This window comes from Nocardioides sp. W7 (assembly GCF_022919075.1).
Classification (GTDB): domain Bacteria; phylum Actinomycetota; class Actinomycetes; order Propionibacteriales; family Nocardioidaceae; genus Nocardioides.
Window position 1 is genome coordinate 5407385 of sequence record NZ_CP095078.1, and the last position, 16853, is coordinate 5424237.

The 16853-nt window shown below is 71.9% G+C and carries 14 protein-coding genes; 4 read left to right on the top strand and 10 right to left on the bottom strand.

Annotated features, from left to right (window positions below; all coding sequences use genetic code 11):
- The first annotated feature begins 10 nt into the window (after window positions 1-10).
- Window positions 11-2059, top strand: coding sequence for a fumarate reductase/succinate dehydrogenase flavoprotein subunit (locus MUB56_RS25345; protein WP_244929785.1), 2049 nt, complete (start codon window positions 11-13; stop codon window positions 2057-2059).
- Complete coding sequence (locus MUB56_RS25350) at window positions 2056-2799, top strand: succinate dehydrogenase/fumarate reductase iron-sulfur subunit (RefSeq protein WP_244929786.1); 744 nt, start codon at window positions 2056-2058, stop codon at window positions 2797-2799. The genes MUB56_RS25345 and MUB56_RS25350 overlap by 4 nt, the downstream gene beginning before the upstream one ends.
- An 84-nt stretch (window positions 2800-2883) precedes the next feature.
- Here the strand turns inward: MUB56_RS25350 and MUB56_RS25355 are convergent, their stop codons facing one another.
- From MUB56_RS25355 to trpS, 4 genes are read right to left on the bottom strand one after another with little or no spacing between them, the layout of a single operon-like run.
- Window positions 2884-3111, bottom strand: a complete 228-nt coding sequence (locus tag MUB56_RS25355) for a hypothetical protein (protein WP_244929787.1) — start codon at window positions 3109-3111, stop codon at window positions 2884-2886.
- Window positions 3108-4160 (bottom strand): YihY/virulence factor BrkB family protein, encoded by a 1053-nt coding sequence (locus MUB56_RS25360; protein ID WP_244929788.1) that lies wholly within the window; start codon window positions 4158-4160, stop codon window positions 3108-3110. Before MUB56_RS25360 ends, MUB56_RS25355 begins: the two co-directional genes overlap by 4 nt.
- 6 nt (window positions 4161-4166) lie before the next feature.
- Complete coding sequence (locus MUB56_RS25365) at window positions 4167-4697, bottom strand: 2'-5' RNA ligase family protein (RefSeq protein WP_244929789.1); 531 nt, start codon at window positions 4695-4697, stop codon at window positions 4167-4169.
- Between the two features lie 9 nt (window positions 4698-4706).
- Window positions 4707-5765: a tryptophan--tRNA ligase gene (gene trpS, locus MUB56_RS25370; protein ID WP_244929790.1), complete on the bottom strand. Its 1059-nt coding sequence runs from the start codon at window positions 5763-5765 to the stop codon at window positions 4707-4709.
- Window positions 5766-5843: 78 nt separating this feature from the next.
- On the opposite strand from trpS, the gene MUB56_RS25375 reads away from it, so the two are divergent.
- On the top strand, window positions 5844-6560 hold the full coding sequence (locus MUB56_RS25375; RefSeq protein ID WP_244929791.1) for a DUF4328 domain-containing protein: 717 nt from the start codon (window positions 5844-5846) through the stop codon (window positions 6558-6560).
- A 52-nt stretch (window positions 6561-6612) separates the two neighbouring features.
- A complete protein-coding gene (locus MUB56_RS25380) occupies window positions 6613-7704 on the top strand; it encodes a GNAT family N-acetyltransferase (RefSeq protein ID WP_244929792.1) in 1092 nt (363 codons plus the stop codon).
- 4 nt (window positions 7705-7708) lie between these two features.
- On the opposite strand, the gene MUB56_RS25385 is transcribed toward MUB56_RS25380, so the two are convergent.
- The 6 genes from MUB56_RS25385 to MUB56_RS25410 all read right to left on the bottom strand — a co-directional run bounded on the left by MUB56_RS25385 (window position 7709) and on the right by MUB56_RS25410 (window position 16759).
- Entirely contained in the window at window positions 7709-8929 is a 1221-nt protein-coding gene (locus tag MUB56_RS25385; protein WP_244929793.1) for an MFS transporter, read from the bottom strand.
- Between the two features lie 57 nt (window positions 8930-8986).
- Window positions 8987-9769, bottom strand: a complete 783-nt coding sequence (locus tag MUB56_RS25390; protein ID WP_244929794.1) for an alpha/beta hydrolase — start codon at window positions 9767-9769, stop codon at window positions 8987-8989.
- Between the two features lie 105 nt (window positions 9770-9874).
- Window positions 9875-13381, bottom strand: a complete 3507-nt coding sequence (locus tag MUB56_RS25395; RefSeq protein WP_244929795.1) for an ABC transporter ATP-binding protein — start codon at window positions 13379-13381, stop codon at window positions 9875-9877.
- A 140-nt stretch (window positions 13382-13521) separates the two neighbouring features.
- Window positions 13522-14022 (bottom strand): DinB family protein, encoded by a 501-nt coding sequence (locus MUB56_RS25400; RefSeq protein ID WP_244929796.1) that lies wholly within the window; start codon window positions 14020-14022, stop codon window positions 13522-13524.
- Between the two features lie 23 nt (window positions 14023-14045).
- Complete coding sequence (locus tag MUB56_RS25405; RefSeq protein WP_244929797.1) at window positions 14046-14567, bottom strand: hypothetical protein; 522 nt, start codon at window positions 14565-14567, stop codon at window positions 14046-14048.
- Window positions 14567-16759: an NADP-dependent isocitrate dehydrogenase gene (locus MUB56_RS25410; protein ID WP_244929798.1), complete on the bottom strand. Its 2193-nt coding sequence runs from the start codon at window positions 16757-16759 to the stop codon at window positions 14567-14569. Before MUB56_RS25410 ends, MUB56_RS25405 begins: the two co-directional genes overlap by 1 nt.
- Between the last annotated feature and the right edge of the window lie 94 nt (window positions 16760-16853).

The window sequence follows — 16853 nt, forward strand, 5'->3', positions numbered from 1 at the left end:
TCGAACCCTCATGGCAGCCTCCGATCCGTCGCACACCACGCCCCTGAACTCGGCGCCGACGCAGATCTCCGACGACGCACGCGGCTACTACACCCTGGGTGAGCCGCTCGTCGACCCCGTCGCGCCGACCGGCCCGATCGGGGAGCGCTGGACCCAGCGCAAGTTCGACAACCGCCTGGTCAACCCGGCGAACCGCCGAAAGCTCGAGGTCATCATCGTCGGCACCGGCCTCGCCGGCGGCGCCGCCGCCGCGACCATGGGCGAGGCCGGCTACAACGTGAAGTCCTTCTGCTACCAGGACTCCCCGCGCCGCGCCCACTCGATCGCGGCCCAGGGCGGCATCAACGCCGCGAAGAACTACAAGGAGGACGGCGACTCGACGTTCCGTCTCTTCTACGACACCGTCAAGGGCGGCGACTACCGCTCGCGGGAGTCGAACGTCCACCGGCTCGCCGAGGTGAGCGTGAACATCATCGACCAGTGCGTCGCGCAGGGCGTCCCGTTCGCCCGCGAGTACGGCGGCCTGCTCGACAACCGCTCCTTCGGCGGCGTGCAGGTCTCCCGCACGTTCTACGCGCGTGGCCAGACCGGCCAGCAGCTGCTGATCGGCGCCTACCAGGCCATGGAGCGCCAGGTAGCCGCCGGCACGGTCAAGCAGTACACCCGGCACGAGATGCTCGAGGTCATCGTGGTCGACGGGAAGGCGCGCGGCATCATCGCCCGCGACCTCGTCACCGGCGAGGTCGAGACCCACCTGGCCGACGTCGTCGTACTCGCCACCGGTGGCTACGGCAACGTCTTCTTCCTCTCGACCAACGCGATGGGCTCCAACGTCACCGCGGCCTGGCGTGCGCACCGCAAGGGCGCCTACATGGCGAACCCCTGCTACACGCAGATCCACCCGACCTGCATCCCGGTCTCCGGCGACCACCAGTCGAAGCTGACCCTGATGTCGGAGTCGCTGCGCAACGACGGGCGGATCTGGGTCCCCAAGAACCCGGCCGACGCCGAGAAGGACCCGCGCGACATCCCCGAGGAGGACCGCGACTACTACCTGGAGCGGATCTACCCCTCCTTCGGCAACCTGGTCCCCCGCGACATCGCCTCGCGCGCCGCGAAGTACCAGTGCGACGACGGCAAGGGGGTCGGCCCGGCCGTCCGCGAGATCGACAAGGACGGCAACGAGAAGTTCGTGCGCCGCGGCGTCTACCTCGACTTCGCCGACGCCATCGCCCGGCTCGGCGAGGACGGCATCCGCGAGAAGTACGACAACCTCTTCGACATGTACGCCCGGATCACCGGCGAGAACCCGTACGAGACGCCGATGCGGATCTACCCCGCGGTCCACTACGTGATGGGCGGCCTGTGGGTCGACTATCACCTGCAGTCGAGCATCCCGGGCCTGTTCGTGACCGGTGAGGCGAACTTCTCCGACCACGGCGCCAACCGCCTCGGTGCCTCGGCGCTGATGCAGGGTCTGGCCGACGGCTACTTCGTGCTCCCGAACACCATCCGCGAGTACATGGCGGACGGCCCGTTCGAGAAGATCGACGAGTCGCACCCGGCGGTTGTCGAGGCACGCGCCCAGGTCGAGGACCGGGTCACGAAGTTCCTCTCCATCAACGGCACCCGCAGCGCCGACTCCTTCCACAAGGAGCTCGGCACCATCATGTGGGAGTACTGCGGCATGGAGCGCACCGAACCGGGTCTGCGCAAGGCGATCGACCTGATCCGGGAGCTGAAGGCGGCCTTCTGGTCCGACCTGAAGGTCCTCGGCACCGCCGACAGCCTCAACCAGAGCCTCGAGAAGGCCGGCCGGGTGGTCGACTTCATCGAGCTCGGCGAGCTGATGTGCATCGACGCCCTGAACCGGCGCGAGTCCTGCGGTGGCCACTTCCGGGCGGAGTCGCAGACCGAGGACGGCGAGGCGCTGCGCCAGGACGCCGAGTTCGCCTACGTCGCGGCCTGGGAGTGGGGCGGCGACGAAGGTCAGCCCGTGCTGCACAAGGAAGACCTGATCTACACCGCCATCGAGATGAAGCAGCGGAGCTACAAGTGAACCTCACCCTCAACATCTGGCGGCAGCCCGACGCGGTCACCGCTGGTGCCATGCACACCTACCAGCTCGCCGGCATCTCGGAGGACATGAGCTTCCTGGAGATGCTCGACGTCCTCAACGAGCAGCTCAACGCTACCGGCGAGGACCCGGTGGCGTTCGACTCCGACTGTCGCGAGGGCATCTGCGGCACCTGCAGCCTGATGATCAACGGTCAGGCGCACGGCCCGGAGGTCACCACGACCTGCCAGCTGCACATGCGCTCGTTCAAGGACGGCGACACCATCACCGTCGAGCCCTGGCGCGCCGACGCGTTCCCGGTGCTCAAGGACCTGGTCACCGACCGGAGCGCCTTCGACCGGATCATCCAGTCCGGCGGCTACATCTCGGCCAACACCGGCTCGGCCCCCGAGGCCAACTCGGTCCCGGCCCCCCGCGAGAAGGCGATGCGGGCGTTCAACGTCGCGACCTGCATCGGCTGCGGCGCCTGCGTGGCGGCCTGCCCCAACGGCTCGGCCTCGCTGTTCATGGGCGCCAAGATCACCCACCTCGGCGAGCTCCCCCAGGGCCAGCCGGAGCGCTACACCCGGGTCGTCGACATGGTGGCCCAGCACGACCACGAGGGCTTCGGCGGCTGCACCAACATCGGCGAGTGCACCGCCGCCTGCCCGAAGGAGATCCCGCTCGACGTGATCTCCCAGCTCAACAAGGACCTGCGGACCGCGATGAAGCAGGGCCGCTGATCCCACGCCGAGTCAGCAGAAACAGCGGGCCGAGTCAGCACTACAAGTGCTGACTCGGCCCGCTGTTTCTGCTGACTCGGCGTTTCAGGAGCGGTTGCGCTCGCGGAGGGACTTCAGGCCCAGGCGGCCGAGGACGACGCCGATCACGACGTTCACGACGATCAGCACGGTGTGCGCGACCCAGTAGCCGGTGGGCCGGTCCTCGCCCGAGGAGTGGGCGTTCCAGAGGTTGCGGGTGAAGGTGGCGTAGGTGACGAAGTTCCACACCGCCACCCCGACGAGCAGCCAGCCGTGCCGGCGTTCGAGCTTCACGAGTCGTTCTCCTTGACCTTGCGTACGACGGCGGCGACCGCAGCCCCCGCGACGGCCCCCGCGGCGAAGGCCGCTCGGCCGGTCGGCCGGCCGTCGTCACCATTGTCCACCTCGTCGAGCGACGGCATCCGGGGGCCCTGCACGGGCTCCGCCGGCTCGACCCAGCGCGACTCCCGCGCCTCGACGGTGGTGTAGGCCCAGGACGCGGCGTACAGGATGACCCGCGAGGTGTAGTTCATCCACACCACCAGGACCAGCGCGATGCCGAACGCCTGGAAGGCCGGCTGGTTCCTGGTCGCCTCCAGCAGCACCCCGGACAGCTGCTTGAGCAGCTCGAAGACGACGCCACCGACCAGCGCGCCGGACCAGAGCGAGCGGCGCGGCACCCGCGGGTCGGCGAGCAGCCGGAACATCAAGAAGAACAGGGCGGCGTTGGCCGCCAGGCCCAGCCCGATCGTGAGCAGCTTGACCAGCCAGCCGAGCTCGGCACCGAGGCCGAGCCAGGCGAGCACGTCGTCGGAGAAGCCCGCCAGGAACCCCGTGGCCGCCACGGCGACGAGCAGTACGACGCCGAGCACCACCAGCGCGACCAGGTCCCGCAGCTTGCCGGCCACGAACCCGGGCTGCTCGCGGTCCGGCGTCTCGAAGACGACCAGCAGCGCGTCGCGCAGCGCCGAGATCCAGCCGAGCCCGGAGTAGAGGACGCCGACGAGACCGAGGATCGCCGCCCACCCGGAGAAGGTGCGGATGTCGTCGAGGGAGACCTGGTCCTCACGGTTCCCGACGATGCCCGGCACCACCGAGTTGATCGTCTGGGCCAGGTCGGGGTCCGGGCCGTCGTACAGGCTCGAGAGCCGGCCGAGAACGAAGACGGCGAGCGCCAGGATCGGGAAGAACGACAGGAAGGCGAAGTAGGTGACGGCGCCGGCCTGCTGGGCGGCCTTCACGGCACCGAAGTGCTCCTGCATGAGCACCACGTGGTCGATGCCCGGCCGCCGCCGGCGTACGTCGGCGACCTTCGCGGTGACGCGCGCTGAGATCGCCGGCATGGCTGGCTACCGCCTCGTGGGATGGGGATGCTTCAGGGTGAACTGACTGGTGGGTTGCCAGCCGCTGTCCTGGTCATGCACGTAGAGGTGGAACTCGTCGACCGCGAACTCGCACTCGAACCCCGCGAGCTCGCGGAAGGCCTGGTCGAGCAGCTCGTCGTCCAGGTGATGGGCGACGGTCACGTGCGGGTGGTACGGGAAGTCCAGGGGTACGTCGAGCGGGCCGCGGCGTACGGCGGAGGCCAGCTGCTCGCAGTGCGAGATGCCCTCGGCCAGGGTCACGAACACCACCGGCGAGACCGGCCGGAAGGTGCCGGTGCCGCGCAGGTGCACGCGGAAGCCGTCGAAGTCCGCGGCGACATCAGCGAGGTGGCCCTCGATGTCACGCCGCTCCGTGTCGCTCACCTCGGTGGGCGGCACCAGGGTGACGTGCGTGGGGATCATCGTGGCGGTGCGGTCGCCCAGGGCCGTGCGGTAGTCCTGGAGCTCAGTGGCCCAGGGCTCGGGGATCGCGACGGCAACACCGATGGTCGGCATGGCTCGACCCTACTGAGCCGGGGCGACGAACCCGACCCGCTGGTAGACGTCGCGCAGCGTCGCCTCCGCAACCTCGCCCGCCCGCTCGGCGCCCTGCTTCAGGACGGCGCTCAGGTGGGCCTGGTCGTCGAGCAGCTCCAGGGTCCGCTCGCGGAACGGCGTGACGAACTCGACCACGGCCTCGGCGAGGTCCTTCTTCAGGTCGCCGTACCCCTTGCCGGCGTACTGCTCGGCGAGGTCCTGTACGCCGGTGCCGGTCAGCGCGGAGAAGATCGTCAGCAGGTTGGAGACCCCGGGCTTGGTCTCGGGGTCGAAGCGGACCTCGGCCTCGGAGTCGGTGACCGCCGAGCGGATCTTCTTGGCGCTGACCTTGGGGTCGTCGAGCATCTCCACGATCCCGGCCGGCGACGACGCCGACTTCGACATCTTCGAGGTGGGGTCCTGGAGGTCGGCGATCTTGGCGGTCGACTTCAGGATGTACGGCTCGGGCAGCCGGAAGGTCTTCTTGTAGCGGTGGTTGAACCGCTGGGCCAGGTCGCGGGTGAGCTCGAGGTGCTGGCGCTGGTCCTCGCCGACCGGCACGTAGTGCGGCCGGTAGAGCAGGATGTCGGCCGCCTGGAGGATCGGGTAGGTGAACAGCCCGACGCTCGCGGCGCCCTCGCCGCCCTTGGCGGACTTGTCCTTGAACTGGGTCATCCGGCGGGCCTCGCCGAAGCCGGTCAGGCACTGCAGCACCCAGCCGAGCTGCGGGTGGGCCGGCACCTGGGACTGGATGAAGATCGCGGAGCGCTCCGGGTCGATGCCCATCGCCAGCAGCTGCGCGGCCGCGCGCAGGCACCGCTCCCGCAGCACCTTCGGGTCCTGCTCGAGGGTGATCGCGTGCAGGTCGGCGATGAAGAAGAACGGCTCGTGGTCGCGCTGCAGGTCCACCCACTGACGCAGCGCGCCGAGGTAGTTGCCGAAGTGGAACGAGTCGGCCGTCGGCTGGATGCCGGAGAGCACGCGCGGCCGGGCGCCGCCCGAGGCCTGCGTGGGTACGGCGACGTCCGGCTGGGTGGTGGTGGACATGGGAGGCATTCTTCCCGATCGCACCCGCCGAGGCGTGCACGGGCCCTACGCTGGCGCCTCCCCGACAACGGAGCACCCGTGAGCGTCCCGCAGCCGCCGTGGCCACCGCCGTACCCCCGGCCCGCCGACCGGTGCCATCCCCCGGAGCACGGCGACCCCGGCGCCTGGTCGCACAGCGGCCCGCCGCCCCAGGCCCCGAGCACCTTGGCGGTGGGCGTCATCGTCCTCGCCCTGCTCCTGACCGCCGTGCAGGTGTCGATCGCCGTCGCTGCTTGGCCGGCTGGCGAGACCTACCGGCAGGCGGCGCGCGACGGGCTGGCTCCGTCGGACGTCTTCACGGTGTACGACGGTCTCACCGTCCTGCTGTTCCCCACGCTGGTGGGCTGCTACGTGGTGAGCTGCCTGTGGCTCCAGCGGTGTCGCGCCAACCTCGACCGGTTCGCCCCGCACCTCGACCACGCGCGCAGCCCCATCTGGACGTGGCTGGGCTGGTGGGTGCCGGTGGTGTCGCTCTGGTTCCCCTACCAGGTCGTGCGCGACGCGCAGCACGACCACTCGACCGCGCCGCGGGTGTGGCTCGGCTGGTGGTGGGCCGGCTGGCTCGGTTTCTTGTTCCTGTCACAGGGCACGGCTCCCCTGACGAGCTCCTCGGACGCCATCGACGAGACCCTCGCGAGCGCGCTGCCGGTGCTGGAGACGATGGCGGCGGTCGCCCTGGTGGTCGCGCTGGTCCCCTGGGTGGGTGTCGTGCGCCGTACCACCGCCGCGCAGCGCCGGCTCGTCGAGCCGCGCTGACCGGTCCGAATCCGGTTTGCCGACGCCCCCGTCGTCGGTGAGGGTTGGGCCCATGCCCGCCCCCACCCTCACCGACGGCACCGTGACGATCCGCGCCCACCGCCCCGACGACGCGCCGGGCTCCTTCGAGCAGAGCCAGGACCCGGAGTCGCAGCGGTGGACGACCGTGCCGGTGCCGTACGCGATGAGCGACGCGGAGACGTTCGTCGGCGAGATCATGCCGCGAGGCTGGGCCGACGGGTCCGAGTGGGGCTTCGCGATCGAGTACGACGGCCGCTACGCCGGGACCGTCTCGCTGCGCGACGAGGGGCAGGGCCGGGCGGAGATCGCGTACGGCGCCCACCCGGCCGTCCGCGGCACCGGGGTCGTCGAGCGGGCGCTGCGGCTGCTCCTGGAGTGGGGCTTCGCCGAGCGGGGGCTGCGGACCGTCTTCTGGATGGCGCACACCGGCGACTGGGCCTCCCGCAAGGTCGCCTGGCGGCTCGGCTTCTCCTGCGACGGCACGCTGCGGCACTGGGCGCCGCAGCGCGGCGAGCTCCGCGACGTGTGGGTCGGCACCCTGCACCGCGACGACCCGCGCGAGCCGCGCACCACCTGGCTGCCCTGTCCGGTCATCGAGTCGCGCGGGCTGCGGCTGCGGCCGATCACCGCCGCCGACGCGCCTCGCATCCAGGAGGCCTGCAGCGAGGAGCGCACCCAGCACTGGCTCGGCCAGCTGCCGGCGCCGTACACGCTCGAGGAGGCGGAGGCCTACGTCGAGGCCCGCACCGCGATGCTCGCCGACGGCCGCGGCGAGACCTGGGCGGTGACCGAGGCCGGCGACGACCGGATCCTCGCCGACATCGGGTGGTTCAACCACACCGTGGGTGTGGCGTGCGAGATCGGCTACTGGGCCCATCCCGACGCCCGGGGCCGCGGGATCACCACCCGCGCGCTCGCGGTCGTCACCGACCACGTCTTCGCCACCCTCGGCGTGCAGCGGGTCACCTGCTTCGCAGCCGTCGAGAACACCGCGTCGCGCCACGTCATCGAGGCCAACGGCTTCCGCCAGTACGGCGTCGAGCGCCTCGGCGCGATGGTCCGCGGCGGCCGTGCCGACCTGGCGCTGTACGACGTGCTGGCCGCGGAGTGGGCGGCCCGCTGACGGGTCAGGCTGGGGCGTGCTCGCGCCGGTGGCTGAGCGCCGACCACAGCAGGATCCCCACGCCGAGGACCGACAGTGCGGCGCCGACGAGGGCCGGCGAGCGGTAGCCGTACCCGGCCGCGATCACGACGCCGCCGAGCCAGGCGCCGAGGGCGTTGGCCGTGTTGAGCGCGGCATGGTTCATCGCGGCGCCGAGCGTGATGGCGTCGCCGGCGACGTCCATCAACCGCAGCTGCAGGTTGGTGACGAGGATCGAGCCGATCGCGGTGATCGAGAAGACGACCGGCAGCAGCCACCAGCCGTAGGGCGCGACCGCCCAGAAGACCAGCATGATGACGGCGGATCCGATGCCGGACCACAGCAGCGACCGGAAGACCGACCAGGCCGCGAGCTCGCCCGCGAGCCAGGTGCCGCCGACCATGCCGAGACCGAAGGCGAGCAGGAAGATCGGTACGTCGCCCTCGCTCAGCCCGGCGACGTCGGTGACCGTGGTGGCGATGTAGGAGTAGACGGCGAACAGCCCACCGAAGCCGATCGCGCCCGCGGCCATCGTCAGCCAGACCTGCCGGCGGGCGAAGAACTCGCGGGCCTCCTTGCGGCCGGTGGCCTCCTTGTCGCCCGGCACCGACGGCACGAACGCCAGGACCAGCACGATCGTCACCAGCGCGATGCCGGAGGTCATCAGGTACGCCGCGCGCCAGCCGAGGCCCTGACCGACCCAGGTCGCGGCGGGCACGCCGACCACGTTGGCGAAGGACAGCCCGAGCATCACGCTGGCCACCGCCCGACCGCGGTGCCGGGGCTCGGCGAGGCCGGCGGCGACCAGGCTGGCGACGCCGAAGTACGCGCCGTGCGGCAGCCCGTCGAGGAAGCGGGCGAAGGTGAGCATGCCGTAGCCGGTGGCGGCCGCGCTGAGCAGGTTGAAGAGGCCGTACGCCGCCATCAGGCCGACCAGCAGCCCGCGCCGCGGCAGCCTCGCTGCGAAGAACGACAGGATCGGGACGCCGACGACGACGCCGAGGGCGTACGCCGAGATCACGTGGCCGGCCTTCGGCTCCGAGACGCCGATGCCCTCGGCGATCTGCGGGAGCAGGCCCATGGTCACGAACTCCGTCGTGCCGATCGCGAACCCGCCGACCGCGAGCGCGAGCACCGCCAGCACGAACCTTCGACCACCGAGCTCGGGGGTCGGTGCTGCGGTCGTGGCGGGCGCGGTCGTCGTCATGATCGCTTTCGGTCGGGAGCGGGCGGGCTCATCGTCCAACCAGCACCCGTCGATCGGCTATTCCAGGAAGTCCCGCACGCGCGGGGTGACGTTCGTCGCGAACTCCTCGAAGAAGCCGTGCCGACCACCCTCGTGCAGGTGCAGCACGGCACCGGGAATCCGCTCGGCCAGCAGCGGCGCGTTCGCGGTGGCCACCATCCGGTCGTCGGTGCCGTGCAGCACCAGCGTCGGCGCGGCGATCCGGGGCAGCAGGTCCCAGGCGTCGTGCCGGCCGCTGGCCCGCAGGTGCGCGCGACTCTCCGCCGCGGTCGTCGTGCGGTCGCCGAACAGCAGGCTCTCCTCGGGCCGGTGCGGCCAGGCGTCGGTGTAGAAGAGCTCGCGCAGGGTCGCGCGCCGGTGGGCCGGGTCGGGGTGCGCGAGCTCGCGTCGTACGACGCTGTCGCGCTCCTGCGCGTGCTTGCCGCCGGGCGAGGTGCAGGCCAGCACCAGCCGGCCGACCAGCTCCGGGTGCTCGGCCGCCAGCACCTGGGCGACCCGGCCGCCCATCGAGGTGCCGTACACCGCGACCGGCCCGCCCCCGAGGTGCTCGACGACCGCGGCCGCGTCGTCGGCGAAGAGCCGCGTCGACCACTCCCCCACGGTCCCGCGGCTGTCACCGGTGCCGCGCTGGTCGATCGTGACCGTGCGCCACCGGTCCTCGAAGCCGCCGCGGACCAGGTCCCACCAGTGGTGGTTGTTGGCCTGCCCGGCCAGCAGCAGCAGGGTCGGGCCGTCGGCCGGCCCGGCCACCTGGACCGCCAGCTCGAAGCCGTCAGACATGGTGACCCTCAGCTCCAGCACCCGCGCGACGCTACGCGGTCGAGTCGTGTCCCCTGGCGGTCGAGTCGGGAATCCGTGACGGACTCGACCACCAGAACTCCCTACTCAACGGTCAGGGGACACGACTCAACCGGCTAGGTGGGCCCAGGCGGAGGACAGGTCGCGCCACGGGCCGATGGCGGCGACCTCGCCGTCGACGAGCACCACCACCCGGTCCGCCTGGGCCAGCGCGGCCTGCTTGGACGTGGCGCCGAGGACCGTGGTGCCGCGCTCGCGCAGGGCCTTCCAGAGCTCGATCTCGGTGCCGGCGTCGAGGGCGCTGGACACGTCGTCGGCGAGCAGCAGCTCGGTGTCGGCCGCGAGCGCCCGGGCGAGCGCCAGCCGCTGCACCTGGCCGCCCGAGAGCCGGACGCCGCGGTGCCCGACGATCGCGTCCGGACCACCGGCCTCGGCGACGTCGGCCTCCAGCCGGGCGTCGGCGATGGCCCGCCCGAGAGGACGCTCGTGACCGAGCCGCACGTTGTCGGCGAAGGTGCCGGAGAGCACCCGGGGCACCTGGGCGATGTGGGCGACCTGGCCCGGGCGCAGGAACGTCTGGGCGTCCTCGACCTCGGAGCCGTTCCACCGGATCGAGCCGGTGTGCTCGACCAGCCCGGCGAGCGCGGCGAGCAGGCTGGACTTGCCGGAGCCGACCTGGCCGAGGAGCAGCACCAGCTCACCGGAGCGCAGCGTCAGGTCGACGCCGACCACCCCGCGGGTGCCGTCGTCGTGGACCGCCGCGACCCCCTGCAGGGTCAGCTCGCGCAGCGGCACCCGCTCGGTCGGAGCCGGTGTGGGCGCGGCACCGCTCACCAGGTCGACTCCCGGCGGCAGGTCCATCAGGTCGACCCCACCGGCCAGCCGGCTGGTGGCCTGCTGCCAGGAGCGGGTGCCGGGGGCCTCGGTGATCACCGCGCCGGCGACCCGGCCGAACCAGTCGAAGCCGTTGACGGCGTTGGCCACCAGCAGCGCGGTGGCCAGGCCCCAACCGCCGGAGAAGAAGAGTGCCCAGGCGGCGACCACGCCCGCCTGCACCATCACGACGGGGACCCCGTCGAGGACGGCCTGGACCCGGTGCTCGCGGACCGCGGCGTCCACCCGGCCGCCGTCGACCCGGCGCAGGTGGGCGTGCACGTCGGGGGTGGCGGCGGCCAGCTTGACCGTGCGCGCCGACTCCAGCGCGGAGACCAGGGAGCGGCCGAACCGGGCCCGGGCCGCGGACGACGCCGTGGCCGAGCGACCGGCGACCGGCCGGCCGGCCGTGGAGGCCAGGGCGGAGGCGACCATCACGGCCAGCAGCACTCCACCGGCCAGCAGGCTGCCGCCGAGGATCGCGGTGACCACCACGATCGCGAGGCCGTTGAGGAAGTCGACCCACCGGTCGGCATAACGGGCGAACCGGTCGGCGTCCATGGCCCGAGCGACGACCTCGCCGGGCGGGGTGCGGGCGAGCCGGTGCTGCTCGGTCTGGCCGGCGAGGACCGACATCCGGACCCGGAGCATCACCTCGACCCACCAGCGGGGGTAGCGGACGAACGCGCCGGCGAGCAGCAGCGGGGCCGCGAGCAGGGAGACGACCAGGCCCACGGTGAGCAGCACCGGCTCCCGGCCGGCCTGCAGGTCCTCGACGATGCGGCCCCAGACCAGGCCGGTGACCGCGCCGTACGCCCCGACGACGGCGGCCATCAGGAACAGCACCGCACCCACCACGCCCCAGCGCGGCTCGACCAGCAGGGCCCGGGTGATGCCGTGGGTCAGCGTCGAGCCGTCCGGCACCTCGGGCAGGACCGGCGGCGGGCCGGAGCGGCGTACGCCGCCGACGGCGCTCGCGGGCTCGTCGGTGGGGTCTTCGACCTGCTCGGGGCCGCCTGCGTCGAGCAGGTCGCGGAAGTGACCGGGACGCGAGGCGAGCAGCTGACGGGGTCCCTGCTGGACCACGCGACCGGACTCGAGCACCGCCACCAGGTCGGCCCGGCTCACCGTCGAGAGCCGGTGCGCGACCAGGACGCCGGTGCGACCGGCCAGCAGGCGGTCGGAGGCCCGGACCACGCGCGCCTCGGTGAGCGGATCCATCCGCGCCGTCGCCTCGTCGAGGACCACCACCCGCACGTCGCGCACGAGCAGCCGCGCGAAGGCGACCAGCTGCTCCTCCCCCGCCGACAGGGTCGTGCCACCGGGTCCGAGCACGGTGTCGAGACCGTCCGGGAGACCGGCGACCCAGTCGGCGAGCCCGAGCTCGGCCACCGCGTCCGCGATCGTGGTCCGCGGCAGGTCGGAGAAGAGGGCGATGTTCTCGGCGAGCGTGCCGGCGAGGATCTCCGTGCGCTGGGTGACCACCCCGACCGCGGCCCGCAGCTGCTGGAGGTCGAGGTCGAGTACGTCGACGCCGCCGAGCAGGACGCTCCCGGGCTCCGGGTCGACGGCGCGGGAGAGCAGCGAGGCCAGCGTGGACTTGCCGGAGCCGGTGCGCCCCACCAGCGCGACGGTCTGGCCGGCCGGCACGCTCAGGTCGACCTCCCGCAGCGCGAAGGTGCCCTCCGTGTAGGCGAAGTGCAGGTCGCGCAGCTCGACACCCAGGCTGCCGTCGGGCAGCGGCCGCCCGCCGGCCGGCTCCGGCTCGGCGCCGAGCATCTGGCGCAGCCGCACGAGCGCGCCGACCCCGGCCTGCAGATCGGGCAGGTGTCGGGCGACCTGGTCGATCTGGCCGACGAACATCGTCGTCACCAGGAACAGCGTCACCAGGCGCGGCACCGACAGGTCGCCGGCCGCGGTCAGGGCGACGCCGACCACCCCGACGCCCGCGAGCAGGCCGTGCAGCAGGAGCCCGGCCCGGCGGGCCAGCCGGGTCTCGACGGCGAGCACCCGGGCGAACAGGTCGTGCACGCGCGCCGACAGCTCGCTGAGGCGGCGTACGACGTGGGCCTGGCCGAGGCTGGTGCGCAGGTCGTCGCGGCCGGTGACGCCCTCCTCCATCGCCGCCGCGTGGTCGGTCCAGGCCATCTCCTCGACGACCTTGCGACGGGAGATCTCACCGAGCAGGGGCCGGACCACCACGAAGGTCACGGCGCCCACGACCGGGAAGAGGAACCACGCCGGCCACCACGTCACGCCCGCGACGATCCACATCGGCACCGTAGTGAAGGCGGTGCGCATGGCGTCCCAGAGCTGGCGACGGACCAGGGTGCCGACCTCGTGGGTGTCGTCGTCGACGCGGTCGAGCACCTCGCCGACGGCCTGCTCGGAGAGCATGGCCAGCGGTTGGTGCAGCGCCGCTTCGAGCAGGTCGGCGCGCAGCTGCCCCTCGGCCCGGTCGGACACCCCCGCCCAGGCGGTGCGGCCGATGGTGTCGAGCACGGCGGCGCCGACCACACAGAGGGCGAGCATCCCGACCAGCCGTCCGGTGGGGTCCTCGGCGAGGCGACCCGCCACGACGGTGCCGAGGGTCTGCCCGATCGCGGAGATCATCGAGGCCACGAGCGCGGCGATCGCGATGCCGGAGCGGAGCCGTCGCCAGCCGACGCGGCGCCGCGGATCCGGCGTCGACAGGACCGGTGCGGCGGGGTGGGAGACCTCGGTGAGGGCTGCGGTGCTCATCACCGACGACGGTACGACGCCCCACCGACCGTCCACGACGGGTTTTCGCGTGTCATGTGGCGCACGTCATACGATCTGGCGCCCCTGATAGCCAGGGCGGATGACGTCCGGCGCCGGCAGCGACTCGCCGGACGACGTCCTCAGCCGTCGGCCAGCAGCTGCTCGCGCAGGATGTCGGCGTGCCCGCAGTGCTGGGCGAGCTCGCGGAGCACGTGGAGGTAGACCCAGCGCAGCGGCAGCGGCCCGCGCCGGTTGCCGGGCACGCGGTCGTCGAGCCCGAGGTCGGCGGTGGCCCGCCGCGAGGCCGCGCACACCGCGAGGTAGCGCTCGCGCACCGCCGCGATCGTGTCGTCCGCGGCCAGCACGAACGACTCGTCCGGGGTCGCCGGGATCCCGATCTCGGCGCGCGAGCGGGAGGTGATCGCCTCGTCGAACCAGACCTGCTCGACGAAGGTGACGTGCTTGACCAGGCCGAGCAGCGTCGTACGCGACGGCACCAGCGAGCGCCGGGCCTGCTCCTCGCTCAGCCCGTCCAGGCAGGAGGCGAGGGCGGCCCGGTGCTCATCGACGAAGAACTCGAACTGGCGCTGGGCCGGAGCGTCGATCACGTCCTCGGCGAAGGTGGGCGGAAACGTGGGCACGGCCCACATCGTCGCACGACCCGTCAGCCGACGACCTGGACCTCCGACTGGATCGCCAGCAACCCGCCCGAGCCGGGCGCGCAGGGGCGACCGGCGTACTCCGACCCGGCCACCTCGACCAGGCTGCCGGTCGCCCGGACCTCCTGGCCGGCCCGGACGGCCGCGTCGTTGTCGGGGTCGTAGACCGTCAGCGTGCCGCCGGCGCTGACCCGGGCCGCGTAGCCCGCGGGCCACGCCACCGAGGCGAGGCCGTCGGCGGACCTCAGCACCGGACAGTCCCCCTCACCCTTCTCCAGGACCCCGATGATCTGCTCGGCGCCAGCCGGCTGGCCGGACCGCCACGAGGAGACCAGCAACGGGGCCGTGCTGCCCTGGATGTCGCTGTCGTCGTAGTTCCACACCACGAGCCCGAAGAGCCCGGCCGCGATCAGGACCGGCACGACCACCGCGGCGACGTACCCCCTGGTGGAGAGGGCACGCCGCCCGTACGACGGGTCGGGGCGATACGGCCCCTCGGCCTGCTGGTCGGCGTGCTGGGAGGTCATCAGGCTAGCGTCGCGAGCGCCTCGTTGAGCGTCGACGACGGGCGCATGACGGCCTCGGCCTTGGCGTCGTCGGGCTGGTAGTAGCCACCGATGTCGACCGGGCTGCCCTGCACGCCGTTGAGCTCGCCGACGATCTTCTCCTCCTGCGAGGTCAGCGCCTCGGCGAAGGGCTTGAACGTCGCGGCCAGCGCGGCGTCGTCGGACTGCTGCGCGAGCTCCTGGGCCCAGTAGAGCGCCAGGTAGAAGTGCGAGCCGCGGTTGTCGATGCCGCCGATGCGCCGCGTCGGGGACTTGTCGTTCTCCAGGAACGTGCCGGTCGCGCGGTCGAGGGTGTCGGCCAGCACCTGCGCACGCGGGTTGCTGTCGAAGCCCGCGAGGTGCTCGAACGACGCCGCCAGGGCGAAGAACTCGCCGAGGCTGTCCCAGCGCAGGTAGTTCTCCTTGACCAGCTGCTGCACGTGCTTGGGCGCCGAGCCGCCGGCGCCGGTCTCGAAGAGGCCGCCGCCGTTCATCAGCGGGACGACCGAGAGCATCTTGGCCGAGGTGCCGAGCTCGAGGATCGGGAACAGGTCGGTGTTGTAGTCGCGCAGCACGTTGCCGGTGACCGAGATGGTGTCCTCGCCCTTGCGGATCCGCTCCAGGGAGTACGCCGTCGCAGCGGCCGGCGCCATGATCTCGATGGTCAGGCCGTCCGTGTCGTGCTCGGGCAGGTACTTCTTCACCAGCCCGATCAGGTTGGCGTCGTGGGCGCGGGACTCGTCGAGCCAGAACACGGCCGGTACGCCGGTCGCGCGGGCGCGGGTGACGGCGAGCTTGACCCAGTCGCGGATCGGCGCGTCCTTGGTCTGGCAGGCGCGCCAGATGTCACCGGGCTGCACGTCGTGGGAGATCAGCACCTCGCCGGCGCCGTTGGTCACCTGGACGGTGCCGGCGGCCGGGATCTCGAAGGTCTTGTCGTGGGAGCCGTACTCCTCGGCCGCCTTGGCCATCAGGCCGACGTTGGGCACCGAGCCCATGGTGGCCGGGTCGAAGGCGCCGTTGGCGCGGCAGTCGTCGAGGACGGTCTGGTAGACGCCGGCGTAGGAGGAGTCCGGGATCACCGCGAGGGTGTCGGCCTCCTCGCCGTCGGGGCCCCACATGTGGCCCGAGCTGCGGATCATGGCCGGCATCGAGGCGTCGATGATGACGTCGCTCGGGACGTGCAGGTTGGTGATCCCCTTGTCGGAGTCGACCATCGCGATCGCCGGGCCGTCGGCGAGGCCCTGCTGGACGGCGGCCTTGATCGCGTCGCCCTCGGGCAGGCTGCCGACCGCGTCCAGCAGCGCGCCCAGGCCGTCGTTCGGGGAGATGCCGGCCGCGGCCAGCTGCTCGCCGTACTGCTCGAAGAGGGTGGGGAAGAACGCCTGCACGACGTGGCCGAAGATGATCGGGTCGGAGACCTTCATCATCGTGGCCTTCAGGTGGGCGGAGAAGAGCACGCCCTCGGCCTTGGCCCGGGCGATCTGCTCGGTGAGGAAGCGGCGCAACGCGGCGACGTCCATGAACGTGCCGTCGACGACCTCGCCGGCCAGCACCTTGACGCCGCTCTTGAGCACGGTCTCGGTGCCGTCGACACCGACCAGGGTGATCGTGAGGGTGTCGTCGGTGGGGATCACGACGGACAGCTCGTTGGAGAAGAAGTCGTGCTCACCCATGGTCGCGACGTTGGTCTTCGAGTCGGCGGTCCACTTCCCCATCCGGTGCGGGTGGGCCTTGGCGTAGTTCTTGACCGAGAGCGGCGCGCGGCGGTCGGAGTTGCCCTCGCGCAGCACCGGGTTGACGGCGGAGCCCTTGACCTTGTCGTACTTGGCGACGACCGCCTTCTCCTCGTCGCTCTGCGCATTCTCGGGGTAGTCGGGCAGGTCGTAGCCCTTCTCCTGCAGCTCCTTGATCGCGGCGCGGAGCTGCGGGACGGAGGCGGAGACGTTGGGCAGCTTGATGATGTTGGCCTCGGGCTTGGTGGCCAGCTCACCGAGCTCGCCCAGCGCGTCGTCGGCCAGCCCGAACTGGGCCAGGATGCGCGCCGCGACCGAGATGTCGCGGGTCTCCACCTCCACGCCTGCCTGAGCGGCGTACGCCTGGATGATCGGCAGGAAGGAGTACGTCGCGAGAAGCGGCGCCTCGTCGGTGTGGGTGTAGATGATCGTGGCCATGGTGCAGCGACTCCTGAACTGGGAGGAAGTTTCTCGACGTCAAGATACCTGACTGGTCCGTCTCCTTCACCTTGACATCCGTCCGGCACCGCGG